The sequence below is a fragment of the Geminocystis sp. CENA526 genome, assembly GCF_050753365.1.
Lineage (GTDB): Bacteria > Cyanobacteriota > Cyanobacteriia > Cyanobacteriales > Cyanobacteriaceae > Geminocystis.
Genome location: NZ_JBLZFY010000061.1, coordinates 1 through 25,313 on the forward strand (window position 1 = coordinate 1; position 25,313 = coordinate 25,313).

Here is a 25,313-nt window from a genome sequence, read left to right on the forward strand (position 1 = left end):
AAGATACAGGGGAGAGGGGGAAGAAATATAATTATATTTTTTGATGGGGGTGGGTTTAATATATTAAACCCCTACGTTAGCCTTTCTTCATTCTTCACTCTTCACTCTTCATTCTTCATTCTTCATTCTTCATTCTTCATTCATTTATCTTACTTGGGCGATAATCTCCGCTAAAATTTCCCCAGCGCCTTGTTGTTTCAGTTTTTCCGCTAATTGTGCGCCAATGTCTTCGGCTTTGGTTCGATCGTCTGTTACACTATCCTTAAGTAAGCGTTTACCATCTAAACTGGCAACCATTCCTGTTAAAGTTAGGTTATCACCGTCTATTTTAGTATTAACACCAATGGGTACTTGACAACCTCCTTCTAATACTCTTAAAAATGAACGTTCAGCCATAGTACAATCACGGCTATCAGCATCCTCCAGAGTTTTAATAATTTCTAACACCGCATCATCGCCTACACGACACTCAATGCCTAAAGCGCCCTGCCCCACTGCATGAAGGGAAATTTCAGGAGGTATTACTTGATGGATTCGATCGGACATATCTAGTCTTTCTAAACCAGCAACGGCAAGAATAATGCCATCGTACTCTCCTGCGTCTAATTTGGCAAGACGAGTATTGACGTTACCTCGCACATCTTTAAAGGTTAAATGGGGAAAGTGATGACGTAATTGAGCGAGACGGCGTAGAGAGGATGTACCAATTACCGAACCTTCGGGGAGGGTTTCTAATTGTTTATCTTTGTGTTTTTCATTGACAACTAAAGCATCCGCAGGGTTAACCCTCTGGGTGACGCAACCTAACATCAAACCATCGGGGAGGTTAGTAGGTAAATCTTTTAAGGAGTGTACCGCAAAATCCACTTCCCTATTAATCATTCCTAACTCTAACTCTTTGGTGAATAAACCCTTGTCACCAATTTTCGCTAAAGCAACATCAAGGATTTTATCTCCTTGAGTACTCATTTTTTCTACTTCAAACTCCACATCACTGAAGCGACTTTCTAATTCTTTTTTTACCCAGTAAGTCTGTACTAATGCTAGTTGACTTTTTCTAGTTCCAATTACTATAGTACGTTCATTTTCAATAGTTTCGGTCATATAAATAGTTTTTATAAAATTTTCACAACTCAATCTAGCTTATCAGAAAAAGGTGGTTAGGGGTTGTACAAAAAGTGTTTTAATTATTGGAGATGTCTATTGAACGTTCACTATTAGTTTTGTTATAATGGAAGACGGTTAATGTTTTAATGTTAACGTTGTTAGTAGCTGATTTATAGATGAAACCTTTATCCCAACGTGTAATAAATCGCGCAACGTTGCGAGGCACGAAGCAATCTGACGTCTAATAGATACCGTTCAATAAATTGAACTCAATTTTTGTCAAAAAATATCCCAGTTTTTCCTAATAATCTTGTGTGGATATAATCGCATCTATTTGATTATATAATTGTGATAAATTTTTGTTATTATCAATCACAATGTCGGCTTTTTTGATTTTTTCTGCTAAGGGCATTTGACTATTTATTCGATCGATAGCTTGTATTTGTGTTAAATTATTTCTACTTTTCAATCGATCGATCTGAGTGTTAAAATCGCAAGTAACTACCCAAATTCGATCGACTAAATCTGTCATATTTGCTTCAAAAAGTAAAGGAATAGCTAAGACAATAATCGAGTTAGATAAGAGCTTAATTTGCTTTTCAAAAGTATTTCTCACAAAAGGATGTATCTTTGATTCTAACCAGATTTTTTCTTGATTATTATTAAAAATAATATTACCTAATTTTTCTCTATTTAACTCCCCATTATCGACAATAATCTCTTTTCCATATCGATCGATAATATCATCATAAATAGGCGAATTAACTTTAACTGCATCCCTTGCAATAATATCTGCATCTAATACTGGAATAGCATATTTTTCTTGTAAATAATTCGATACGGTGGACTTTCCTGTGGCAATTCCCCCTGTTAAACCAATTTTTATCATATCTCGTTTCGATCGGTAAACTTAGATGCGTCCTAGTTTAACCAAAGATAAAGGACAAGGGTTGAATATTTCAACCCCTACTTATTTTTTAGTTGTCAAAATATTACATTATTAAAACATAACAGGACTGGGTTCGACAAGGAAGTTTGCTTCGGTTAACGTCAATCCACTGTTTAAAGTGGCAATTTGTACTTGTGAACTTCCTCCTTGCCCATCAATATCAAAGAATAATGCTCCCGTAGAACGATTATAAATTAAGCGTTGATCAAGAGAGTTAGCAGAAGCACCAATTCTTAACTGTTGTGGCTGTAAAGTTCCAGTCATTAATCCTCCGCCAAAACTTTCATTGATGACGATGAAATCATCCACTGGATTGAAGTCCGTAATTCGATCGACCCCTTCCGCCGTAGAATTAAACAAGAAATAATCTCGTCCACTACCTCCCGTTAAGGTATCATTACCCATGCCTCCCACAAGGGTATCACTGCCACTGCCACCTAAAAGAATGTCGTTGCCATTGCCACCAAACAATGAATCATTACCGCTACCTCCATCCAGTCGATCGTTGCCGTCATTACCATACAATACATCGTTACCACTACCACCGTTGAGGGTATCTCCAAGGTTTCCCCCTTGAATAATATCATTTCCTCCACCAGCACTGATGGTATTACTCACACCATTTGAACCTACAAGACTATCATTCCCACCTGTGGGAACATTGCTAATAGGATTTTCAAGGACATCATTAATCGCTAAACTAACTACCTGTTCAGAAAAATTTCCTACGGCATCGGTTGCTACTACGGTAAAACTATAACTTGATTTGGTCTCAAAATCTGGATCACTGGTTAATGTTACAGCACCACTCACACTATCAATGGTAAAAGAAGCAAAGTCGTTTTCGGCTTTTAAGCTATAGGTAATGGGAGCAGAAGGACCATCTTGTGGATTACTGATACTAGGCGCATCATTCGCTAATACAGTATAAACCACTTGATTCGCACCACTATTTTCATCGATCGCTGTGGCTGTTCCTCCTGACGTAATTGTGGGGGCTACTTCGTCCACATTTGTTACTGTAATAGTTACGTTTTTGGTGACAGGATTAGTTCCATCAGTAACTTGAACAATAATGTCATACTGGTTATTTGTACTGTTATCTTGGGGATTTTCAAAATCAGGAGGATTCTTAAAGGTGAGATTTCCCGTTGAAGAATTAATATCAAAAAACGAGGCATCCGTACCTAAAATACTGAAAGTCAGAGGATCATTTTCAGGATCAGTAGCGGTGGCGGTGTAAACTATACCTGTACCATTTTCGGCAAAGGAGACGGAGTCACCACTGGTGATAGTGGGTGCTTGATTTGAAGGAGCTTCGATAACAACTACTTTAGAACTTAAAAAAGTTTGAGAGGTTGAGTTAGTCGTTCCCAAAGAAAAAGTATAACTACCTACATCTAAGGTTTTACTTGTATAGTCATAAGTCCAAGATTTATTAGTTGCGTTTGCATTTGTTCCACTTATTTGTCCTACCAGGATTGTAGAGCCTTTGTTAGGTGTGAGGAATAAAAATAAATTTGCGGCACCTGTATCGCTAGAATACAAACCAGAGAGAATTAAGGTTTGGTCAGTTGTAAAGAAATCTCCTGGAGTTCCAGTATCTTCAGAAATAGCTGTGATACTAGCAGAGGTGACTGCAAATTGAACGTCAATTATGTTTCCATCAATAGTAATTTGACCAAAATCATCTTTGCTTTGAATGAATGCAATATCTTCTTCTGTGAGGGGAATATCTAAAACTCGATAGGCAAAAAGTTCTCCTTCATCTCCCTCACTATCAAAGGGAGTAAGAAGATCGTCCACATAATGCCCATATTCTTCTAATAAAACTCTAATCAGAAAATCTGTATTATTGCTGTTGAATAAGTCTTGGGATAAATAAATCGTACTGGTTTGACTGGCATAAGCACCATAAGCTCCGTTGAGGGTAGCAGAGGATACTATTTCTACGTTAGGTAATGCCCAATTACCTGTCAACCATTGTTGTTGAAGGGTGGTAAAGTCCGCAGTGTTACCATAAATCTCTGTCATCAGAGCAGAGAAGTCACTTTGAGAGGCAAAGTCAGCGAGTAAATCGTTCAATAGAGGAGTCAAGGATTCGATCGACATAGAGTTCACAAATAAAGTTTTATGATTTAATGAATTTAATCATAAAACATCTACGAAAAAACAACTATGAAATATAAAGAAATATTTTGAGCTATTTTTTTTCTCCGTATTTTTACTTAAACTTTATCTAAACTTTATCAAAAATAGACTGTTGCCTTTTGCCTCTTCCCTACCTCTATCAGTAAACTAAAATGCAAACTAGCTTATAACGATATTCTATCATTCTGAGAGTAGCGAAGGAATCTCAATCAAAAGACTTTTTCAGCAACGTCTAGTTAGAAGTGAACTACCATACACCAAATTCTGATAAAATCGGGCTAAAAGCCCAAAATACAACCTGAGTTCGATATAAAATGATGAAGATAAGAGGGGGAGGAGGGGAAAGAAAATCCTGTAAAATCTTCATTAAATTTAGTAAATAGCTATCAAAAATCAATTTATGATAATTTTTAATCAAATCTTCTAATGATTCGAGCGATTTAGTCTAAATCTTATCTCGAACTGAGGTAAATACAGTACAAAAATCAGAGTTATTGAAGAAATTTAATGTAAATTAAGCTAAAACACATTTAACTTGTTTTTTTACTAATTCTAAAAAATCGCTACAATTTTTAAATTTACCTATTTAACTCACATTAGCAAACTTAATTTTAAGATAATCATCCTCCATTTTCGCACCAGAAGGACTCAACGCCGCTAAGGCTTGTGGTAGCACTAAATTTCGGCGATGATTCCCAATTCTTACGTTTAATTCATCCCCTGTTTTATTCAGTTTAATTTGTTGTTTAGGAATACCGGGTAAATATAATTCGAGACTATAAGTATTATTTTCTTGAACAACTCTAATGGTATTTTCTGCATAATAAACCTTACTGGGATCTTCATCTTGATAAAGAGTATCTTTTAATCTTTCTAAGGCTTTTAATCCACACATTTCCTCAGAAAATAAAGGCACTTCTTTTACTGGTAAAGGGTGAAAATTATCATAGATTTCTTGTTTATAAATAGCTTGATTTTCCTTCCATCTTTTGAAAAAAGGGTCTTCCACTTCATCAGGAATGATACGATTAGCAATGACTAAATCCGTAGAAACATTATACAAACTCAGATAAGCATGGGCGCGTAAAGACTCCTTAATTACCATTTTTTCAGGATTTGTTACCAATCTTACAGAAGTTTGGGTGTTATCGGTCAATACTTTTTCTAACGCTTCTATTTGTTGATAAAACTCGTAGGGTGCGTCCATAACTTCATTAGTTGGTAACGAAAAACCAGCTATGGGTTTAAAAATTGGTTCAAACAAAGGACGCAAAGCCGCCGACATGGTTTGAAAAGGTTTATAAAATCTTCTCATGTACCAACCACTGACTTCAGGCAGACTTAACAATCTTAAAGCTGTACCCGTAGGTGCAGAGTCGATAATTAAAACATCGTAATCTCCCTCGTCATAATGTCTTTTCATGCGCACTAAGCCAAAAATTTCATCCATCCCCGGCAAAATCGCTAATTCTTCCGCTTGTACACCATCTAAGCCCCTCGCTTGTAAAACTTCGGTTATATAGCGCTTAACCGCCCCCCAGTTGCCTTCTAACTCCATGAGTGCGTCTAATTCTGCCCCCCAAAGGTTATTAACAACAGGTTGAGGCTCATGCCCTAATTCCATATCGAAACTGTCGGCTAAAGAATGGGCGGGATCAGTACTCAATACAAGTGTTTTATACCCTAACTCAGCACATTTAAGTCCTGTAGCGGCGGCAACGGATGTTTTTCCTACGCCCCCTTTTCCTGTCATTAAAATTACACGCATTTCTGTTAATCTTGTTGTTATGATGATAATTGCTTTTTCTTCTTAGAATATAACGTTTTGTTACAATATTTGGAGAAACAGTTGAAACTTATCGATTTTTAATGGCTCGTAGGAGCATAATATATTATGCCCGTACAGGGCTTAAGCCCTCGTTTGAGACATCAGACTGAAAAACAGGCATCTTGCCTGTTCTGCTTTCGCTAGGAATGTTATAGTAAATTTACTGTTATTTTATCTAAGGTTCGATCGAACCCAAAAATATGGACAACAATACATTATTAAATATAGTTCAAGAAGGTTTTAGGACTGTCATCGGTGCAACTACTGAAGCCATAGAAACCATACAAGACAACCAAAAACGCCATCAAGTTTTTTCAGATTTAAGTACCCAATGGCAACAAAAATCTAAAGAATGGTCACAAAAAGGTACAATGACAGAACAAGAAGCCAAAAAAATTATTGAACAGTTTTTTCAGGGCTATACCAATAAAAATCAATCTCCTCAACCTATAAACATTACGGTAGATGATGAGGAAAATGAGGATATTTCTTCTTTGACGAAGGAAATTATTGCACTCAGAGAAGAAATACAATCCTATTCTCAAAAATAACCATGACTTCTCACAATTTTTTATATCGTTATCCTCCTTTAATGGGCGGTATTCTCAAGAAAAGATATAAGCGTTTTTTAGCGGATATTCAATTAGACACGGGAGAATTAATTACCGCTCATTGTGCTAACACCGGTCCCATGTTAGGATTATGCTCGATCGATAGTCGAGTCATGGTATCTAAAAGCGATAACCCCAAGCGCAAATTAGCTTACACATGGGAAATGATAGCGGTTGGGGAAGAAAACCCAGTATGGGTGGGCATCAATACAGCGTTACCGAATAAAATTGTTAAATCAGCGTTAGAAAATCAGTTAATTTCTGAGTTAGCAGGACAATATACGCAGGTTAAAAGTGAGGTAAAATTTGGACATGATGGCAAAAGTCGCATTGATTTTGTCTTATCAGGAGGAGAAACGGATATTTATGTCGAAGTAAAAAATACCACCCTTGCAGAAAATGGCGTGGCTTTATTTCCTGATACTGAAACCACTAGAGGACAAAAGCATTTACAAGAATTGATCAATTTACCTTCTGGGGTTAAGAGGGTGATGTTATATTTTATCGCTCGATCGGACTGTAAAGTGTTTGGAGTAGGAAGTAAGTTCGATCGAACCTATGGAAAATTATTTGATGAAGCTAGAGAAAAAGGAGTGATAATTTTGCCTTGCCGTTTTGACATTACCCCAGAAGGAGTTATATATTTAGGGAGTTCGATGCTTTTAGAAAATTAGACATCTGGAAGATAAAGATTTTTCAATAGAAATTCTACTATTATCTCAATCGTTTTTTGATAGGATGTACCATGTAACTAATTATCCCACATCATCAAAAATGTCTCAATTTCCTCATGACGAATTTGTTAAGGAGTACCTACCCGAATTATATCAAGAATATGGACAAGTAATCGCTGGTGCTGATGTCACCAGTGAAAGAAAAGAAATCGATGTCTTGTTTATTCCCACAAAACCTGTCCCCACTACCCCTGAAACATTGGGATTATTAGGTAAGTTGGCACAAACCACCTGTTTATTAGAGGTATATCGAAATCCTGTTACTTCCCAACAAATTCGAGATTGTATTGGTAAATTAGTTAGCGTACAAAATAATTGCATTAAAGATACAAAACGAGAAAAAAGAAAAATTCCCCCCTCACAATTACCGAAATTATGGATTATCACCCCAACAATTTCTAACGAACTTTTAGAAGAATTTGGGGTGGTGGAAAAAGATAATTGGGAAAAAGGAGTTTACTTTTTGCCTTCTGGTTTATACACGGGAATCATTGCCATACATCAATTACCAGAAACCATTGGCACTCTTTGGTTACGAATATTAGGCAGGGGAAATAAACAAATAAAAGCCATTGAAGAATTAAAACAGTTACCATCAGATTATCCGAATCGAGAGATAGTATTAGAATTAGTATATGGCTTACTAGGAAAATTAACAGCAAATCAAAAAGATAAACAAGAAACCATCACGGAGGATGAAACACTGATTATGAGTTTAAGACAATTATATCGAGACAAAATCGCAGAAGTGGAACAACAGGGTATTCAACAGGGATTACAACAGGGTATTCAGCAAGGCGTACAACAAGGATTACAACAAGGATTGCAACAGGGTATTCAACAAGGCGTACAACAACGAGTGCAACAGGAAATCAATCTGTTTCTCCGTCTATTAAAACGAAAAATTGGTAGTGTTTCCCCTGAGTTAGAAATCAGAGTTAGAAATATTCCTGTGGATAAATTAGAGGATTTTGGAGAAGCATTGTTTGACTTTAACTCATCTCAAGATTTGAAGGATTGGTTAGATAACTATTCCGATTAAATACAAAGGTTCGATCGAGTCGCCTCCCTGTGTTCGATCGAACTCTTTTTCTCTAAAAACCTACTCTTAATTTTTAATTACTCATTAGTCATTGCTCATTCATGATAAAATCATCAATGTTCAATCTTGTCTTAACTAACTTACCGTGAAAATTTCTGTTTATCATACCCCAGAATCTACCCCCGATCATGATATTCCTGATTGTGCCATCGTTATTGACGTTTTAAGAGCGACAACTACTATCAACACAGCATTAAACAATGGTGCAAAATCCGTTAAGGCTTTTAGTGACGTAGATTTATTATTAGCAGAAAGTAATCTTTTACCTAGAGAATCCCGCCTGACATTAGGAGAAAGAGGAGGGAAAAAAGTTGATAGTTGCGATTTAGGTAATTCTCCTTTAGATTGTTCATCGGAAACCGTTGCTAATAAACAATTATTTATTAGTACCACTAATGGCACTCGTGCGTTACAAAGAGTTGCTGATGCCCCCATTTTAATTACTGGAGCGATTATTAATTATAGTGCAGTGGTTAATTATCTACAGCAAAAACAACCTGAAACCGTTTGGTTACTTGGTTCGGGCTGGGAAGGAGGCTATTCTTTAGAAGATACTGTGTGTGCTGGTGCGATCGCATCTGGTTTAGTTGATTTGAGTAATGTTGAAACCATTGGCAATGACGAAGTAGTGTCATCAATTTCTTTATACCATCAATGGAAAGATAATTTATTAGGATTATTTCGTTTATCTAGTCATGGGCAAAGACTATTAAAATTAAACTTAGATGACGACTTAAAATATTGTTCTGAACCCAATATTATCTCTAATTTTGGCATTCAAACCGAAAAAGGTGTTTTAACTCTTTATCGTCAATAAAACTTGATAAAATTTCTATTTTGCTTGTCTATTCATATTGATTTGATCCTATTATTTTTTTAATATCATAGATCGCTTCGCAATAAATTCTACAGCGATCGATGTTATTATTAACTATTCATTATTTTCATTCTTAACATTGTGAAGTTCATCAATTTTGCTTAAGAAATGGTTTTCTTGATGACTTAAACTACGAGCTAAGGCTAGGGCTTTTTGATAGGATTTAAGTGCTGAAGAAAAGTCTTCTTTTTTCTTATAAATTACTCCCATAGACTCATAACTTTTCATTAAACCATAGTGATTATAGGATAATTGTTGCAATTTAATTAACTCTTGATAAATTTGTAAAGCTGAATCTAATTGCTCATATTTTTCATAAAGATTTGCTAGTTTTTGCAAAGCATCTCCTGCTATGGAATATTTTTGTAATGACCATGCTAAAGAGAAGGCTTCTTGATAAGATTGAGCGGATTCATTGGGTTTTCCTAAACTTCTATAATCATCACCGATCGAAATTTTAATCAAAGATAATCTTAAAAGATTCTCGTTTTCAAGATAAGTTTTTGCTAATTCTTGTTTATATTTTATGGCATTTTCAGGGTTAACAATTTGTCCACTAATTTCTGCTAATTGACGCAAATAAACCCCCTCAGCTAAATAATCTACTTCGAGTCTAGCGATATTTAATAACTCTTGATAAATGGGTTCTGCTCGAAAATAATCAAATTTTGCAAGGTAAAATCTCCCTAGTTTTTCTAAAGCTATTTTAATAGAAGAAATATCATTATTTTCTCTAGCTATTTTTAAATTTTGTTGATTAATAGCGATCGATCGATCTAAATTATGTAAAGCCTCATAAGCATCGATAAAAAGAGGTAAATATTCGGGATTAATATTATTATCTTGAGTATTTTCTAACTCTAATTTTATTAACCTTTCATTCAAAAAATTAATATCTTCATTACGACTTTTATCCCAAGCAATTTTACCAACTTTAGTAATCATTAAAAGTTCTTCTTTTGTGCCTAAAGCTCCACTTAAATTAATCGATCGATACCACAAAGCAAATGCCATATCATCATTACCAGCTTGAGATTCTTCTAAAGCTAAAGTGTCTAAATCATTAATTTTTGCTTCGATTCTTCTAATCTCTAATCCTGTTAAATTTCTACTTATAGTAGGTAATAATTCATCCTTAAAATCTACTAATAAAGGATTGACTTTCACTTCTGATGTTTGTGCTAAAAGTGGAACTGATTTACCAGTGCATAAAAAGAAAATAAATAACAATGTTGTCAGAGAAATTTTGGAAATATTCATAAATAGGTAGGCAAAATTAATCGTATATTTAGATTGTGAAAGACAATAGGGGGATGATAGATTTCTAAGTAAAATTGTTGCTGATTATTCTAACTGGGCTTCTTGGGTTTCGATCGCAACTCTAATTAATAAACCTGCTAACATTAAACTACTCATTACCGAACTTCCACCATAACTTAAAAAAGGAAAGGGTAAACCAGTCGTAGGCAAAACCCCAATATTCACTCCGATATTTAGTAAAGATTGCCCGACTAAAATCACCATCACTCCAATAGCAATTAAACGTTGTATCGGGTGGTTACATTTTAAGCTCACAGAAAAAGCCAGAGTGGCATAAGTCATCACCATCAAAATTAAAATTACACTACCCATAAAACCAAATTCTTCGGCAAACACCGCAAAAATAAAATCTGTATATTGGAAAGGAAGGTAAAATAACTTCTGTTGAGACATTCCAAAACCAACCCCAAATTCTCCCCCCGAACCAATTGCCAGTAAACTTTGTATTAACTGATAACCGTCTCCCCTTGGGTCTTGCCAAGGGTCAGTAAATGATACAATGCGTCTTAACTGATAAGGATTAATCATTACACTCACAGAAGCTGTTACCATCCCTAGTAATGCAGTACCTAACAACTGTACATAAGGTAAACCACCCCCTAAAGCCATTAACCATAAAGTAATACCGCATAAAGCAGTCGTACTCAAGTTTGGTTGTTTCAAAATACAGGCTAAAGTGAAGGCAAAAATTCCTAACCATGTACCCTTAACATTCCATGATAATTTTTTCCAACCCGCAAAAATAACAGCGCCTTGTAAAACTAAAAAAGGTTTAAGTAGTTCAGAAGGTTGCACTTGAATAGGTCCTAACATTATCCATCTTTCAGCCCCATTAATATTTTGCCCTAAACCCATCACCGTGCCAATAATTAAAGTTAAAATTCCTAGATAAAACCAAGGGGAATATTTTAAGATTAATTGAATTGGTATTTGAATAATTATTTTAAATACAACTAAACCAATTATCATCCAAAATGCTTGACGTTTAAAGTAAAACCAACCATCATTCGCTTCATCTAAGCCCACAGCATAGGAAGCAGAAAACAAGGCAACTAAACCGATTAATAACCATAAAAAAGTTAACCACCGCAATAATCTTGCTTCTAGTGACCATTTTTCTATGTCGGGCTGATAAAATGGGATAATATAACGGGCAATTTCCATAATTAAAAAGGTTTTAGATTCAATAAAAACTGTTAGGCTAGAAAATACTTGGGTTTATACAATGAATACAAATCATAGGTAAGAGTAAAGTTTGAGTTATAACCTTTTGCCTTTCTTAAAAAAAGCATAGATGTTGTAAGGCACTTTTTTCTAATAATTGCAGGTTTTCATCGGATAGATGACGTTTATTTTGATAAACTTGTAACAATTTTTCTGTGATAGTTTCAGGATTAGTTGGTAAATTATCTAACTCATAACCGTCAATGTCAATTTCTTTCATCAAATTAGTAACTTTTGGATCGTATGATAACGCAAAACAAGGGCATTTTTCACTACTTGCCATTATCAGACTATGTAAACGCATTCCGATCGAAAAGTCTAATTCCCTAAATAATCCTTTTAATTCTTGGGGATTTTTGATATTGACAATTTGACAATTTTGTGCTATTTCATCCCTAATTTTTTGAGAAATTTCTAAGTCTTTGGATTCTTGAAAAGGGATTAAAATTATATTGGCTAAAGTTTGTCTTTGAAACTGTTTTAAACTCTCAATTAAAATGTCTAATTTACTCGATGTTAAATTGGAGTTCGATCGAATATTCACCCCAATTCTCGGATGAGGTAATAAATCCCAATTTTGACCAATTTTAGCAGATAAAGCCCACACAGGATCAGCAGATATAAAATATTTTATACCCCATTTTTCCATTAGTTTAGCAGACTCTCGATCGCGCACACTTACACCATAACATTTTTTTAAAACTTGTTTAGTTAACCATTGAATAAAAGGGGTTTTTATCGGTCCAATTCCTTGGGCATAAGCTATAGTTTTTAAGCCTTTTAATTGAGCTAAAATCATCAATCCTAGATAAAAAAGAGGGCTTTTAATACTCGTGACATCTTGAATTAAACTACCTCCTCCCCAAACAAATAAATCATTTTTTCCTAACTTAAAAATGTGCTTAATAATCCCCATACGAGAATAGCTAATTACTCCATAATCTTCACTGGTTTGCAGGGGATTTGCTGATAAAACAATGGGTTTTATATCATGGGGTAATCCTTGTAAAATTGCTAATAATAAGGCTTCATCTCCAGCATTTCCTTGTCCATAATAACCACAAATTATTGCTTTTTTCATTGTCATTTATATTGTATATTTATTTTAAAATTAACTTGAGCCTTTATAGCCATTTTCGATCGTATCAAAATAATTATTTAAGAAGTCTATTGCGAGGTACGAAGCAATCTCGAAATCTTATGTTATAGTCAAAGTTGTTAACAACTATCCATTCTTCATTTTTGATTTCCTATTAATTTTGATATTTTGATATATAGATATTATGACTATTTGGGTAAACGAACAAAGAGATGCTTGTGGTATTGTACAGGCTTGTATTGCCACCAAAAATCGGGGCATGGCGGAAGATTGTCACAAAAATTGGCAAAATGAGCTAACTTTACAACAGAAAGAAGAGGGGTGGCAAGTTATCCTCAAAACCGTTGATTCTTGGGATGAAGTGCCTGTTAATGCCCTGAAATTGAATTAGCAAGACTTAATCCCATGGAGGATTTTATTTCGCTATTTCCCATCACAGAATTTTAACAGTGATATTTGATACAATAAGAGTTTATAGAATCTCTAATACAGAAATTTTTTCTGCTAAAACAAAAGATACAATGCTCAATCCAAATTTAGATGCGATCGAACTCAATAAAGAAGAATACGAGCGCTATGCTAGACATATAATTTTGCCTGAAGTGGGTTTAGAAGGGCAAAAACGTATTAAAGCCGCTAGTGTTTTGTGTGTGGGTACAGGTGGACTAGGTTCACCCCTACTTCTTTATCTTGCCGCTTCTGGTATCGGTAGAATCGGTATCGTTGACTTTGATATAGTTGACGCTTCCAACTTACAAAGACAAATCATTCACGGTACTTCATGGGTAGGTAAACCAAAAATCGAATCCGCAAAAAACCGTATTTTAGAAATCAATCCCGCTTGTCAAGTGGATTTATACGAAACTCGTTTGAGTGCAGAAAATGCCCTTTCTATCCTCGAACCCTATGATATAGTAATTGACGGTACAGATAATTTTCCTACCCGTTACCTTGTTAACGATGCCTGTGTTTTGTTAAATAAACCCAACGTTTACGGCTCAATCTTCCGTTTTGAAGGACAAGCAACGGTATTTAACTATGAAGGTGGTCCGAACTATCGTGACTTATATCCCGAACCCCCACCGCCGGGCATGGTACCTTCTTGTGCCGAAGGAGGAGTTTTAGGAGTATTACCCGGTATAATTGGTACAATCCAAGCCACAGAAGCCATTAAGATTATTCTAGGGGCTGATAATACCCTCAATGGACGTTTATTGTTATTCAATGCTTGGGATATGAAATTCCGAGAGTTGAAATTACGTCCTAATCCTGTGCGTCCTGTCATTGAAAAATTAGTCGATTACGAGGAATTTTGTGGTATTCCTCAAGCTCAAGCCGAAGAAGCGAAAGCTAAGGAAGAACTTCAAGAAATGACAGTTCATGACTTAAAATTCCTATTAGACAGTCACCCCCATGATTTTGTCTTAATTGACGTGCGTAATCCTAATGAGTACGAAATTGCTAAAATTCCTAATTCTGTTTTAATTCCTTTACCCGATATTGAAAGTGGTGAGGGTGTGCAAAAAGTCAAAGAATTAATAGATGTTAGTGGACATCGTTTGATTGCTCATTGTAAGATGGGCGGTCGATCGGCGAAAGCTTTACAAATTCTGAAAGAAAACGGAATAGAAGGTATTAACGTCAAAGGTGGTATTCTCGCATGGAGTAAAGAAGTGGATTCTTCAGTACCAGAATATTAACGTATTAGGTCGAATCACGAAAAACGTAGCACGGGCATCTCGCCCGTTTTTATTTTTTATTGAGGAAAAAATTGTTGCACAAAGGCTAAATTAGCGGTATCCCTTAAAATTAAGAAAATACCCAACCCTAGCAACAACACTAAACCCGTTTGCATAATTCCTTCTTGTAATTTATTCGGAAGGGGTTTACCCATAATTCCTTCCACCATTAAAAATGCTAATTGTCCACCATCGAGGGCAGGTAAAGGTAAAATATTGATAATGGCAAGGTTAATACTAATTAACGCCCCAAATTGAAAGAGATTTCCTAAGTCATTTTTGGCTAACTCTGCACCCACCGCTACGATCGCAACTGGACCTGCTACTTGTTTGGCACTCTCTTGAAAGTTACTAATTAATTGTCCAAAACCTTGTATAGTCAGTTTTGTATAACGTTCAAATTGTTGCGTCCCGACAGTAAAGGCTTCGATTATATCATGGGGACGGCGTTTGATAAAGTCTCCATTCGGTGCTAACATTACCCCTATTTTACCCTTGCCATTGTCGCTCAATTCAGGAGTAATCGATAAAACAAAAGTTTCATCTTCCCTTTTCACCGTGAATTTTAACACTTGGTTAGGGGAGTCTTGAATAGTTTGTCTCAAGGTTTCTAAAGCTGTTTCTTGTGCAGGTAACGGTTGATTATCCACCGCTAAAATAACATCTCCTTTTTGCAATCCTGCTTTTACGGCAGGAGAGTTAACTTCACTGATGATGTCGGGAATTAAAACCCCTGCTTGATAGTTTATATCTTGTACTCCTACCGTTACCGCTTGACTCACTAACAAGAAATAAGCAAAAATTAGATTAGCAATAACTCCTGCACTAATGACAATAGCTCGATCGAACACTGGACGATTACGCAGTAAATTAGGATCATCTAAAGGTATATTACTATCGGGATCATCATCAGGAAAACCGACATAACCCCCCAATGGAAAAGCCCTTAAAGCATATTCTGTTTCCTTACCATCATATTTAGCTAAAACAGGTCCAAAACCGATGGAAAATTTACTAACACGAATACCTTGTAATCTTGCCGCTCCAAAATGTCCTAATTCATGGACTACAATTAATAAACCTAAAACTGCGATGGCCGCCAGTACTGACATAATATCTAACTTTAACTTATAAAATTTTAAAATTCCATTATATACTCAAACACTTGCCTTTTGCCTTTTGCCCTAGCATCATCAAAAAATAATCAAGCAACACCCTAATTATCAGAACAATTGACAAATGTTCAAAAAATGGGATATGATCATAGATTGTCACTGGTTAATATATACTAGGGATAATTATACTTATATATACAAAAATTGTGTATAAATAAAAAGCATACCTCATGCCAACAATTCAACAACTAATTCGTAGCGAACGTTCACAAATTCAAAAGAAAACCAAATCCCCTGCGCTCAAAGAATGTCCTCAGCGTCGTGGAGTTTGTACAAGGGTTTATACTACTACTCCTAAAAAACCTAACTCCGCTTTAAGAAAAGTGGCAAGGGTTCGTTTAACATCAGGATTTGAAGTAACAGCATATATCCCCGGTATTGGTCATAACCTTCAAGAACACTCCGTTGTTTTAATCAGAGGTGGCAGGGTGAAAGATTTACCCGGTGTAAGATACCATATCGTGCGTGGTACTCTTGATGCTACTGGAGTAAAAGACAGAAAACAAGGACGCTCTAAATACGGAGCAAAACGTCCTAAAGCCTAGATTTTCGGAAGGATTTACGTTATTGACAAAGGATTTACGTCATTACTCGTCATAAAAATTTTAAGTCATTGTCGATGAGCAAAATTTATGTCATTGCGAGTGATAACGAAGCAATCTCAAAACCTTATATTTATAGTTAATCTGCGTAATTCCTCAACATATTAATTTAATAGTAATTTTTAAGGATAAATAAATGTCTCGTAGAAGTAAAGCTAAAGTGGTAGAAGTACCACCCGATCCAGTCTATAATAGTCGTTTGGTTAACATGACCATTCGTAGAATCATGAAGGATGGTAAGAAATCCCTCGCCGCCAGAATTTTATATGATGCTTTAAGTATCATCGCTGAAAGAACTGGTAATGAGCCGATGGAAACCTTTGAAAAAGCCATTAAAAACCTTACTCCTTTAGTAGAAGTTAAAGCGAGAAGAGTTGGTGGTGCAACTTATCAAGTACCTATGGAAGTTCGTTCTTCCCGTGGTAGTAGCCTTGCCTTACGTTGGTTAATTGCTTTTTCTCGTAAAAGAAGCGGTAAAACCATGTCTATGAAATTAGCTAACGAAATCATGGATGCGGCGAATGAAACTGGTGGCGCTATCAAGAAAAGAGAAGAAACCCATAAAATGGCTGAAGCTAACAAGGCTTTTGCTCACTATCGTTACTAAGATTTTCATAAGTTGTGAGTATAGATTATGTGCGTAAAACAGGCATCTTGCCTGTAATTTTTGATGTCTAATCACTAACTCATATTTTATGGCTCGATCGAAATCTACCTGAAAAAGAGCTTACAAAAAAAAGTGGTAAGTTTTGTTAAGAACAGTGTAGAATAGTAAACGGTGTCAAATTTTAGTGCAAATCACTATCAAAGTGTAGCTGAAAAGGAGGTAGCTGTGGCTCGTACAATTCCCCTAGAAAAAGTCCGTAATATAGGTATTGCGGCTCATATAGATGCGGGTAAAACCACAACGACAGAAAGAATACTTTTTTACTCTGGTATTGTTCACAAAATCGGGGAAGTTCACGATGGTAATGCTGTTACTGACTGGATGGAACAGGAAAGAGAGCGTGGTATAACCATTACTGCTGCTGCTATTAGTACTGATTGGCGTGGTCATCATATTAACATCATTGACACCCCCGGTCACGTTGACTTTACCATTGAAGTAGAACGATCGATGCGTGTACTCGATGGAGTTATCGCAGTATTTTGTTCTGTGGGAGGAGTTCAGCCTCAGTCAGAAACCGTTTGGCGCCAAGCCGATCGATATAAAGTACCTCGTATTGCTTTTGTCAATAAAATGGATCGTACGGGGGCAAATTTCTTCAAAGTATATCAACAGGTAAAAGAGCGTTTAAGAGCGCCTGCCGTTGCTATTCAAATCCCCATCGGTAGCGAGGATAAATTTCAAGGCATCGTGGACTTAATCACCATGAAAGCTCACATCTATTTAGATGACTTAGGAGAACAAATCGACGTTACCGATATTCCTTCAGATATGTTAGAACAAGCCGAAGAATATCGAGGCTATCTAGTGGAAGCTGTGGCAGAATCCGACGAGAATCTGTTAGAGAAATATCTGGGAGAAGAAGAAATTACCGAAGCGGAAATTAAACAAGCCCTCCGTCATGGTACTTTAACGGGTGCTTTGATCCCCATGTTGTGCGGTTCAGCTTTTAAAAACAAAGGTGTACAACTTCTGTTAGATGCAGTGGTGGACTACTTACCAGCACCCACGGAAGTTCCAGCTATTAAGGGTGTTCTGCCCGATGGTGAAGAAGCCGTGAGACACTCATCCGATGATGAACCTTTCTCCGCTTTAGCCTTTAAAATTGCATCTGATCCCTATGGTCGTTTAACATTTATTAGGGTTTATTCTGGAGTGTTGACTAAAGGTACTTATGTATATAATGCTACCAAAAACAAAAAAGAACGCATCTCTCGTTTAATCGTGCTCAAAGCTAACGATCGAATCGAGGTTGACGAATTAAGGGCAGGGGATTTAGGAGCAATTATCGGCTTAAAATTGACCACCACAGGGGATACTTTATGTGATGATCAAAATGTCATCATCTTAGAATCCTTGTATGTACCAGAACCCGTTATTTCCGTAGCGGTAGAGCCTAAAACTACCCAAGACATGGATAAGTTATCCAAAGCCTTACAATCCCTTTCTGATGAAGATCCCACCTTTAAAGTTAGCGTTGATCCCGAAACGAATCAAACGGTAATCGCAGGAATGGGAGAACTACATTTAGAGATTTTGGTCGATCGAATGTTACGGGAGTTTAAAGTGGAAGCCCACGTTGGACAACCTCAAGTAGCTTATCGTGAAACAATCCGTAAAGCAGTAAGTGCCGAAGGTAAATTCATTCGTCAAAGTGGCGGAAAAGGACAATATGGTCATGTGGTAATCGAAATCGAACCTCAAGAAGAAGGCAAAGGCTTTGAATTTGTCTCGAAAATCGTAGGGGGAACAATTCCCAAAGAATATATACCCTCCGTAGGACAAGGCATCAAAGAAGCCTGTGAATCTGGTATAATAGCTGGTTATCCTGTAATCGATCTCAAAGTTACCCTAGTGGACGGTTCATTCCATGATGTGGACTCATCAGAAATGGCGTTCAAAATTGCAGGTTCAATGGCAATTCGGGATGGTGTTGAAAAAGCAGCACCTGTCTTGTTAGAACCGATGATGAAAGTTGAGGTAGAAGTACCCGACAATTTCTTAGGAGATGTCATGGGTGATCTTAACTCTCGTCGTGGTACGATCGAAGGCATGAACTCCGAAGACAGTATTGCTAAAGTGACAGCCAAAGTACCTTTAGGGGCGATGTTCGGATATGCGACTGATATTCGCTCTAAGACCCAAGGACGTGGTATATTTAGCATGGAGTTCAGTAATTATGCTGAAGTTCCTAGCAATGTGGCGAATACCATTATTGCTAAAAATAGAGGTTATCTATAGTAGAAGGCATTGGGTTCAATAGACTTGTTCAAAAATTATGATCTATCGTAAAACAGGCATCTTGCCTGTGTTTATAAAAAGTTCTAACTATTGTCTTCTGTAATATTAATTTAATTCATTAAATAAAGGAAAAACAACGAAAATGGCACGGGAAAAATTTGAAAGAACAAAACCCCACGTTAATATTGGTACGATCGGTCACGTTGACCACGGTAAAACTACTTTAACCGCAGCTATTACCTTAACTTTATCGGCGATCGGTCAAGCAAAAGCTCGTAAATACGATGAAATCGATGCTGCTCCTGAAGAAAAAGCTCGTGGTATTACCATCAACACCGCTCACGTTGAATACGAATCTCCCGATCGTCACTACGCTCACGTTGACTGCCCCGGACACGCTGACTACGTTAAAAACATGATCACTGGTGCGGCTCAAATGGACGGAGCTATTTTAGTAGTATCTGCGGCTGATGGTCCTATGCCCCAAACCCGTGAACACATCCTCTTAGCTAGACAGGTTGGTGTACCCAGTCTCGTAGTATTCTTAAACAAAGAAGACCAAGTGGATGACGCTGAATTATTAGAACTCGTAGAATTAGAAGTTCGTGAGTTATTAACTGAGTATGGCTTCCCCGGAGATGACATTCCTATCGTTGCAGGTTCTGCGTTAAAAGCCGTTGAGCAAATGACTGCTAATCCCAAAACCCAAAAAGGCGAAAACGAGTGGACTGATAAAATTCACAAACTCATGGAAGAAGTAGATGCTTATATTCCTACTCCTGAGCGTGACATCGACAAGCCTTTCTTAATGGCTGTAGAAGACGTATTCTCCATCACTGGTCGTGGTACTGTTGCTACTGGTCGTATTGAAAGAGGAAAAGTAAAAGTTCAAGAAACCGTTGAATTAGTTGGTATTCGTGACACCCGTAGCACCACCGTTACTGGGGTTGAGATGTTCCAAAAAACCTTAGACGAAGGTATGGCTGGAGACAACGTAGGGGTTCTTCTTCGTGGTGTACAAAAAGATGATATTGAGCGTGGTATGGTATTAGCTAAACCCGGTTCTATCACTCCTCACACCAAATTCGAGGCTGAAGTTTACGTTCTCAAAAAAGAAGAAGGTGGTCGTCACACTCCTTTCTTCCCCGGATACCGTCCTCAGTTCTATGTGCGTACAACCGACGTAACTGGAACTATCAGTGACTTCACTGCTGACGATGGTAGCGCTGCTGAAATGGTTATGCCCGGCGATCGTATCAAAATGACCGTTGAGTTAATCAACCCCATTGCGATCGAACAAGGTATGCGTTTCGCTATTCGTGAAGGTGGTCGTACCATTGGTGCGGGTGCTGTAGCTAAAATCTTAAAATAGTAGCTTTGGTGGGTTAGGATAAAAAATAATTATAGGCTTTGGTGGGTTACGACAAAACGTAACTATCAAATATGTGCCTTAATTTATCTCTGTCTAACCCACCCTACAGGTTTTCTTAATTTTTAATTCTGCATTCTCAATTCTTAATTCACTTGTACCTTGAAAATATAAATATACAGGAAATATAAAAAATGGCAACTTTACAACAACAAAAAATTCGTATTCGTCTCAAAGCGTTCGATCGACGTTTACTCGACACATCTTGTACTAAAATTGTAGAAACAGCAAATCGTACCAATGCACAACCTATCGGACCTATTCCTCTCCCTACAAAGCGTAAAATCTATTGTGTATTAAGATCGCCTCACGTTGACAAAGATTCCAGAGAGCATTTTGAAACCCGTACCCATCGCCGAGTAATTGATATTTACCAACCTTCTTCTAAAACCATCGATGCTTTAATGAAGTTAGATTTACCTGCTGGTGTGGACATTGAAGTCAAATTATAAACCGAAAAAAGATTTTAGATAACAGTAATAAAGTCTTTATTCACCGTATTTTAATAATCCCCAATAACGAGAATCATTGGGGAATTTTGCATATATCATAACTTCACCATTGCCAATATTAACATTGCCCGAAAAAACGTTACCATAACGGGTTAAATTGTGCCATTGATTAGTGGACTTATCAACAACTTTTACTTCTGTTGCTGAGTCGATTTGTAGCTTAAAATAGGTATTTTGATTCGGGGTTAAGGTTGCCTTTAAAGGTGCTTCAAGATAGCCATTATTTTCGCTAAAATGTTGAAAAGTTGTAGGAAATTTACCGCTTTTATTATTAGCAGAAATATCATAAGTCACCACTAAAGGATAATTATTACTGCCGTCTTTAGGTTTTGCAAATATGTTTAATTGATAGTTTCCTCCTTGGGGAAATCCTGCATTCACAACGATATTTTCACCTCTTTTTTGCACGAATGTATAGTTATCAGGAATTTCTTTTTCCTCAGATTTTAACTGTGCGATGGCAACCACATTTTGAGGTGCTTTCAGGACAATATTAACAGAATTATCGGTATTAATTTTTAAGTTTTGATGACTAATTAGCTGTATATTATGCTCAAATAAAGTTGGAGAAATATTGGCAAAATTTTCAAATTGTTCACGAGAAAAAGGAGTTTTTAATAATTGCCATTGAGGGTTTTCTGGAAAATGACTATAGATAAATTCTTCGGGTTTTGTAGCGAAATAATAGGGATTAAATTGGGCATTAAATACATTATTATTAACAGTGCCACTTCCCCAAGTTGTATCAATTAAATACCAATCTCCATCAATTTTAACTGCATTCCAAGCATGGTTTACGTCTTTATCATTCCCTAACGCATAATCACTTCCTTTGGCATAACCTACCACAATTATTGATTTTAAGCCCATATATTGGGCTAATTGTTGATATAAATTAGCATAACCTGAACAAATTGTCGATCGAGTATTTAATACTGTTTCTACTTTAACATCAGGATAAATATTTCGATCGAATAAATTTCTTAAAGCCACAACATCATAACTAATATTATGGGTAATCCATGTATAAATAATTCGAGCTTTTTCTTGTTCTGTAGTGGCATAACTAGATAGAATATTAGCTAATTCTTGAACAGAATTACCGTTATATTGAATACTTTTTGCTTTATTGTCAATATCCGTAAATTTTTTGCTTTGTAAATTAACAGGATTATTGATAACAATAGGCTCATCAATTTTGGTAATAAACTCTTGAGTTAAAGTGCGTAAAGAATTATTTGCAAAAGTATTAAAGATATTTTGCCATGTTAAATTTTCTCTGGTAAAATTAAAATATTGAGGATTATTTTTGATGGTTAATGTGATCGAAGTAAAAATGATTAAGACATATAAAATATCGAGAGTATGATTTTTTTTGCGTTTAATTTTTCTCGGTTTTTGTCTTTTATTTCTGCGTTTTTGCCATTCCTGATACTCTCTTTCTGTAGTCATACAATCAATAATTTAAAATAAAAGTTTTGCTAGAAATTACTATCAATAAAAGCTAAATTTTATCTCGAAATATCCAAAATAATGAAGTAATTAAACCTGTTAATAGTACGATGGATATTTGTTTCCAATTTTTTAATTCTCCGACTTTTTCTGACAAATCTGGTATTTTGTCAAATACTGGTTTTAAAACCTCTAATTTAGTCTCAATTTTAATAATATTTTTATCTATGTTATTGTAGTTAGCTTCAAGGTTAGTTAATCTTATATCTAAATTATCTACTTTCTGTTCAACTTGATCTACTTTCTGTTCAACTTGATCTATTTTATGTTCAACCTGAACTACTTTATGTTCAACCTGATTGATTTTATGCTCAACTTGATCTAATCTATTATTGATTAAATCTTTTAACTCTTTTAAGTCATTATCGATTATAGTACTCATACTCAAATTTTTCTACTAAGACAGCACTTATCTATCATAACCTACAAAATTTGAAAGATTGCAGAAAAAATTTAGAATTTAGAATGTAGAATTTAGAAAGATTGCTTCGTTACCTCGCAATGACGATAGAAAGAATTTAGAATTAATAACTAATTGATTCATTACATTTATTTTGTTGGACATTATCTCATTTCAAAATTCATTTCTACAGAAGTATTTATTGTTTCATAATCATAAGAAATAACTTGAATAATATTATTAATTGTTTCTAAACGGTGATAAGTAAAATCATAATTATCATTACTACTAAATGCTTCATGGGCAGAATTTATACAGTCAAAACTATGGGTTGTAGCAAATATTTGGGTATTAGTTTGACGGGAAATTAAATCTATTCCTTTCCATATATCGGTAATTTTTGAATAGTGTAATCCATTCTCAATTTCATCGATTAAAACGACTCCATTTTCTGTTGTTGCTATGGCTAATATTATGGATAATAAACGAGAAATTCCTTCCCCCATATAGGCAATCGGTATTAATTCACCAATTCCAATATCACCAGCAATCATAATTTTTTCAATAGTTAAATTGTCAAAACAACGAAAATTTTTGATGGTAAAATTAGTAAACATTATTTAGACATAGCAGAATAGTGAATAGTTTTTGATTCTTAATTCTCCTCTAGGAAAGCTGATTTACCACAGCGCTAATAACCTGTTTACCTAGATTAACATTATTCAATCGATCGATCTCTCGAATACCAGTTGGGCTGGTGACATTAACTTCGGTGAGATAACCGCCAATAACATCTATCCCCACGAAAAATAAACCATCTTCTTTTAATTTCGGTGCGAGGGTGTCACAAATCATTAATTCTCTGTCGGTAATGTCAGTTTGTGCAACTCTACCGCCTACTGCCATATTGCCTCGAAATTCTTTACCAGTGGGAATGCGATTCACAGCGCCAATGGGTTTACCATCTAATAAAATAATCCGTTTATCCCCTTCTTTAGCCGATGGCAAATATTCTTGTACCATAATCGGTTCATACCCTTGTTTGGTGCTAATTTCGATGAGAGAGTTAAAATTTCGATCGCCTTGTTGTAAGAATAAAATACCTTCTCCTGCCTTACCCCCTAAAGGTTTGAGAATAATAGCCTCTTTTTCATCCAAAAAATTAGCGATAACTTCTTTACTTTGAGTGACGATCGTACTGGGAATAACGGTCGGAAATTGTAAGGCGTACATTTTTTCGTTTGCACCACGAATGCCTTGAGGAGAATTAAGGACTTTTGTTTTTTTTGTGTCAATTAGGTCTAAAATATAAGTAGCATAGAGATAAGGAGTGTTAACAGGAGGATCTTTACGCATAAACACGGCTTGACAATATTCTAAGGGTAAAAATTCCGATTCTCCCAAAAAATACCAGTTTTTCTCTACCTGCCAATGATGATTCACTAATTCTACTGGTTTTAATGTCACGGGTTGTAAATGGGCATAGGCTTTACCGTCCACCACACTTAAAAGATCAATCGTGGTAATATAAACTTCGTGTCCTAAAATTTGCGCCGCTTCCATTATGGCGACACTACTATCATGGGTGGGATCTAACTTTTCGATCGAGTCTATAATAAAAGTAAATTTCATCTTATTTTTTTGTTTACTCATTCAGCAGTTTATCTAATTCTCCGATAGCGTCAAGCTCATGTAAATCATCGCAACCTCCGATATGATTATCATTGATAAATACTTGAGGAACGCTAGTACGTCCGTTCGCCTTTAGTGACATTTCCCTTCTAGCATCATTATCGCCGTCAATACAATATTCAATAAAATCCACCTGTTTTTGTTTTAATAACGCCTTGGCACGAATACAGAAAGGGCAACTACTCCAAGTATAAATTTCTACTTTAGCACTCATTTTTTTCGTTAGATCAACATTTACATTAAGTATTGTAAACTATTTAGGCGTTGTCGAAAAAGTCTTTTGATGAGGAAGGGGAGAGGGAAGAGAGGGAAGAGAGGGAAGAGGGGGAAGAGGGGGAAAAG

General features: G+C 36.0%; 24 protein-coding genes. 11 read left to right on the top strand and 13 right to left on the bottom strand.

The window, feature by feature from the left end:
* Positions 1-144: 144 nt before the first annotated feature.
* The 4 genes from hemC to ACN4EE_RS15065 all read right to left on the bottom strand — a co-directional run bounded on the left by hemC (position 145) and on the right by ACN4EE_RS15065 (position 5,975).
* Positions 145-1,104, bottom strand: coding sequence for a hydroxymethylbilane synthase (hemC, locus tag ACN4EE_RS15050; RefSeq protein WP_431707280.1), 960 nt, complete (start codon positions 1,102-1,104; stop codon positions 145-147).
* A gap of 304 nt (positions 1,105-1,408) precedes the next feature.
* On the bottom strand, positions 1,409-1,996 hold the full coding sequence (gene coaE, locus ACN4EE_RS15055) for a dephospho-CoA kinase (RefSeq protein ID WP_431707281.1): 588 nt from the start codon (positions 1,994-1,996) through the stop codon (positions 1,409-1,411).
* A gap of 111 nt (positions 1,997-2,107) precedes the next feature.
* Positions 2,108-4,168, bottom strand: coding sequence for a cadherin domain-containing protein (locus ACN4EE_RS15060; protein WP_431707282.1), 2,061 nt, complete (start codon positions 4,166-4,168; stop codon positions 2,108-2,110).
* Between the two features lie 625 nt (positions 4,169-4,793).
* Positions 4,794-5,975, bottom strand: a complete 1,182-nt coding sequence (locus tag ACN4EE_RS15065; RefSeq protein ID WP_431707283.1) for a TRC40/GET3/ArsA family transport-energizing ATPase — start codon at positions 5,973-5,975, stop codon at positions 4,794-4,796.
* A 260-nt stretch (positions 5,976-6,235) separates the two neighbouring features.
* Between ACN4EE_RS15065 and ACN4EE_RS15070 the strand changes: the two genes are divergently transcribed.
* The 4 genes from ACN4EE_RS15070 (at position 6,236) to ACN4EE_RS15085 (ending at position 9,299) form a co-directional block, all read left to right on the top strand.
* A complete protein-coding gene (locus ACN4EE_RS15070; protein WP_431707284.1) occupies positions 6,236-6,586 on the top strand; it encodes a hypothetical protein in 351 nt (116 codons plus the stop codon).
* Between the two features lie 2 nt (positions 6,587-6,588).
* Positions 6,589-7,320: a DNA/RNA nuclease SfsA gene (gene sfsA / locus ACN4EE_RS15075; protein ID WP_431707285.1), complete on the top strand. Its 732-nt coding sequence runs from the start codon at positions 6,589-6,591 to the stop codon at positions 7,318-7,320.
* 100 nt (positions 7,321-7,420) lie between these two features.
* Positions 7,421-8,422: a DUF4351 domain-containing protein gene (locus ACN4EE_RS15080; protein ID WP_431707286.1), complete on the top strand. Its 1,002-nt coding sequence runs from the start codon at positions 7,421-7,423 to the stop codon at positions 8,420-8,422.
* Between the two features lie 145 nt (positions 8,423-8,567).
* Positions 8,568-9,299, top strand: coding sequence for a 2-phosphosulfolactate phosphatase family protein (locus ACN4EE_RS15085; RefSeq protein ID WP_431707287.1), 732 nt, complete (start codon positions 8,568-8,570; stop codon positions 9,297-9,299).
* A gap of 114 nt (positions 9,300-9,413) precedes the next feature.
* On the opposite strand, the gene ACN4EE_RS15090 is transcribed toward ACN4EE_RS15085, so the two are convergent.
* The 3 genes from ACN4EE_RS15090 to csaB all read right to left on the bottom strand — a co-directional run bounded on the left by ACN4EE_RS15090 (position 9,414) and on the right by csaB (position 12,984).
* Complete coding sequence (locus ACN4EE_RS15090) at positions 9,414-10,619, bottom strand: tetratricopeptide repeat protein (RefSeq protein ID WP_431707288.1); 1,206 nt, start codon at positions 10,617-10,619, stop codon at positions 9,414-9,416.
* A gap of 84 nt (positions 10,620-10,703) precedes the next feature.
* The gene (locus ACN4EE_RS15095) at positions 10,704-11,837 is read right to left on the bottom strand and encodes an FtsW/RodA/SpoVE family cell cycle protein (RefSeq protein WP_431707300.1); all 1,134 of its coding nucleotides are present in this window, start codon (positions 11,835-11,837) and stop codon (positions 10,704-10,706) included.
* A gap of 121 nt (positions 11,838-11,958) precedes the next feature.
* Positions 11,959-12,984, bottom strand: a complete 1,026-nt coding sequence (gene csaB, locus ACN4EE_RS15100; RefSeq protein WP_431707289.1) for a polysaccharide pyruvyl transferase CsaB — start codon at positions 12,982-12,984, stop codon at positions 11,959-11,961.
* A gap of 202 nt (positions 12,985-13,186) precedes the next feature.
* Between csaB and ACN4EE_RS15105 the strand changes: the two genes are divergently transcribed.
* Complete coding sequence (locus ACN4EE_RS15105; RefSeq protein ID WP_431707290.1) at positions 13,187-13,393, top strand: glycogen debranching protein; 207 nt, start codon at positions 13,187-13,189, stop codon at positions 13,391-13,393.
* A gap of 130 nt (positions 13,394-13,523) precedes the next feature.
* Positions 13,524-14,702 (top strand): molybdopterin-synthase adenylyltransferase MoeB, encoded by a 1,179-nt coding sequence (gene moeB / locus ACN4EE_RS15110; protein ID WP_431707291.1) that lies wholly within the window; start codon positions 13,524-13,526, stop codon positions 14,700-14,702.
* A 56-nt stretch (positions 14,703-14,758) separates the two neighbouring features.
* On the opposite strand, the gene rseP is transcribed toward moeB, so the two are convergent.
* Positions 14,759-15,853 carry an RIP metalloprotease RseP gene (gene rseP, locus ACN4EE_RS15115; protein ID WP_431707292.1) on the bottom strand — a complete coding sequence of 365 codons (1,095 nt, stop codon included), beginning with the start codon at positions 15,851-15,853 and terminating at the stop codon, positions 14,759-14,761.
* Positions 15,854-16,086: 233 nt separating this feature from the next.
* On the opposite strand from rseP, the gene rpsL reads away from it, so the two are divergent.
* The 5 genes from rpsL (at position 16,087) to rpsJ (ending at position 21,307) form a co-directional block, all read left to right on the top strand.
* Entirely contained in the window at positions 16,087-16,461 is a 375-nt protein-coding gene (gene rpsL, locus ACN4EE_RS15120; RefSeq protein WP_308256002.1) for a 30S ribosomal protein S12, read from the top strand.
* Positions 16,462-16,654: 193 nt separating this feature from the next.
* The gene (gene rpsG / locus ACN4EE_RS15125) at positions 16,655-17,125 is read left to right on the top strand and encodes a 30S ribosomal protein S7 (RefSeq protein ID WP_431707293.1); all 471 of its coding nucleotides are present in this window, start codon (positions 16,655-16,657) and stop codon (positions 17,123-17,125) included.
* A 225-nt stretch (positions 17,126-17,350) separates the two neighbouring features.
* Positions 17,351-19,426, top strand: coding sequence for an elongation factor G (gene fusA, locus ACN4EE_RS15130; RefSeq protein ID WP_431707301.1), 2,076 nt, complete (start codon positions 17,351-17,353; stop codon positions 19,424-19,426).
* A 142-nt stretch (positions 19,427-19,568) separates the two neighbouring features.
* Positions 19,569-20,798 (top strand): elongation factor Tu, encoded by a 1,230-nt coding sequence (tuf, locus tag ACN4EE_RS15135; protein WP_431707294.1) that lies wholly within the window; start codon positions 19,569-19,571, stop codon positions 20,796-20,798.
* A 191-nt stretch (positions 20,799-20,989) separates the two neighbouring features.
* The gene (rpsJ, locus tag ACN4EE_RS15140; RefSeq protein ID WP_431707295.1) at positions 20,990-21,307 is read left to right on the top strand and encodes a 30S ribosomal protein S10; all 318 of its coding nucleotides are present in this window, start codon (positions 20,990-20,992) and stop codon (positions 21,305-21,307) included.
* 36 nt (positions 21,308-21,343) lie between these two features.
* Here the strand turns inward: rpsJ and ACN4EE_RS15145 are convergent, their stop codons facing one another.
* The 5 genes from ACN4EE_RS15145 to grxC all read right to left on the bottom strand — a co-directional run bounded on the left by ACN4EE_RS15145 (position 21,344) and on the right by grxC (position 25,185).
* Positions 21,344-22,819: a transglutaminase domain-containing protein gene (locus ACN4EE_RS15145; RefSeq protein ID WP_431707296.1), complete on the bottom strand. Its 1,476-nt coding sequence runs from the start codon at positions 22,817-22,819 to the stop codon at positions 21,344-21,346.
* Between the two features lie 52 nt (positions 22,820-22,871).
* Complete coding sequence (locus ACN4EE_RS15150; protein ID WP_431707297.1) at positions 22,872-23,261, bottom strand: coiled-coil domain-containing protein; 390 nt, start codon at positions 23,259-23,261, stop codon at positions 22,872-22,874.
* A gap of 182 nt (positions 23,262-23,443) precedes the next feature.
* On the bottom strand, positions 23,444-23,896 hold the full coding sequence (locus ACN4EE_RS15155; protein WP_431707298.1) for an AAA family ATPase: 453 nt from the start codon (positions 23,894-23,896) through the stop codon (positions 23,444-23,446).
* A 49-nt stretch (positions 23,897-23,945) separates the two neighbouring features.
* Positions 23,946-24,911: a glutathione synthase gene (gene gshB, locus ACN4EE_RS15160; protein ID WP_431707302.1), complete on the bottom strand. Its 966-nt coding sequence runs from the start codon at positions 24,909-24,911 to the stop codon at positions 23,946-23,948.
* A gap of 13 nt (positions 24,912-24,924) precedes the next feature.
* A complete protein-coding gene (gene grxC, locus ACN4EE_RS15165; RefSeq protein WP_431707299.1) occupies positions 24,925-25,185 on the bottom strand; it encodes a glutaredoxin 3 in 261 nt (86 codons plus the stop codon).
* Positions 25,186-25,313 lie beyond the last annotated feature (128 nt).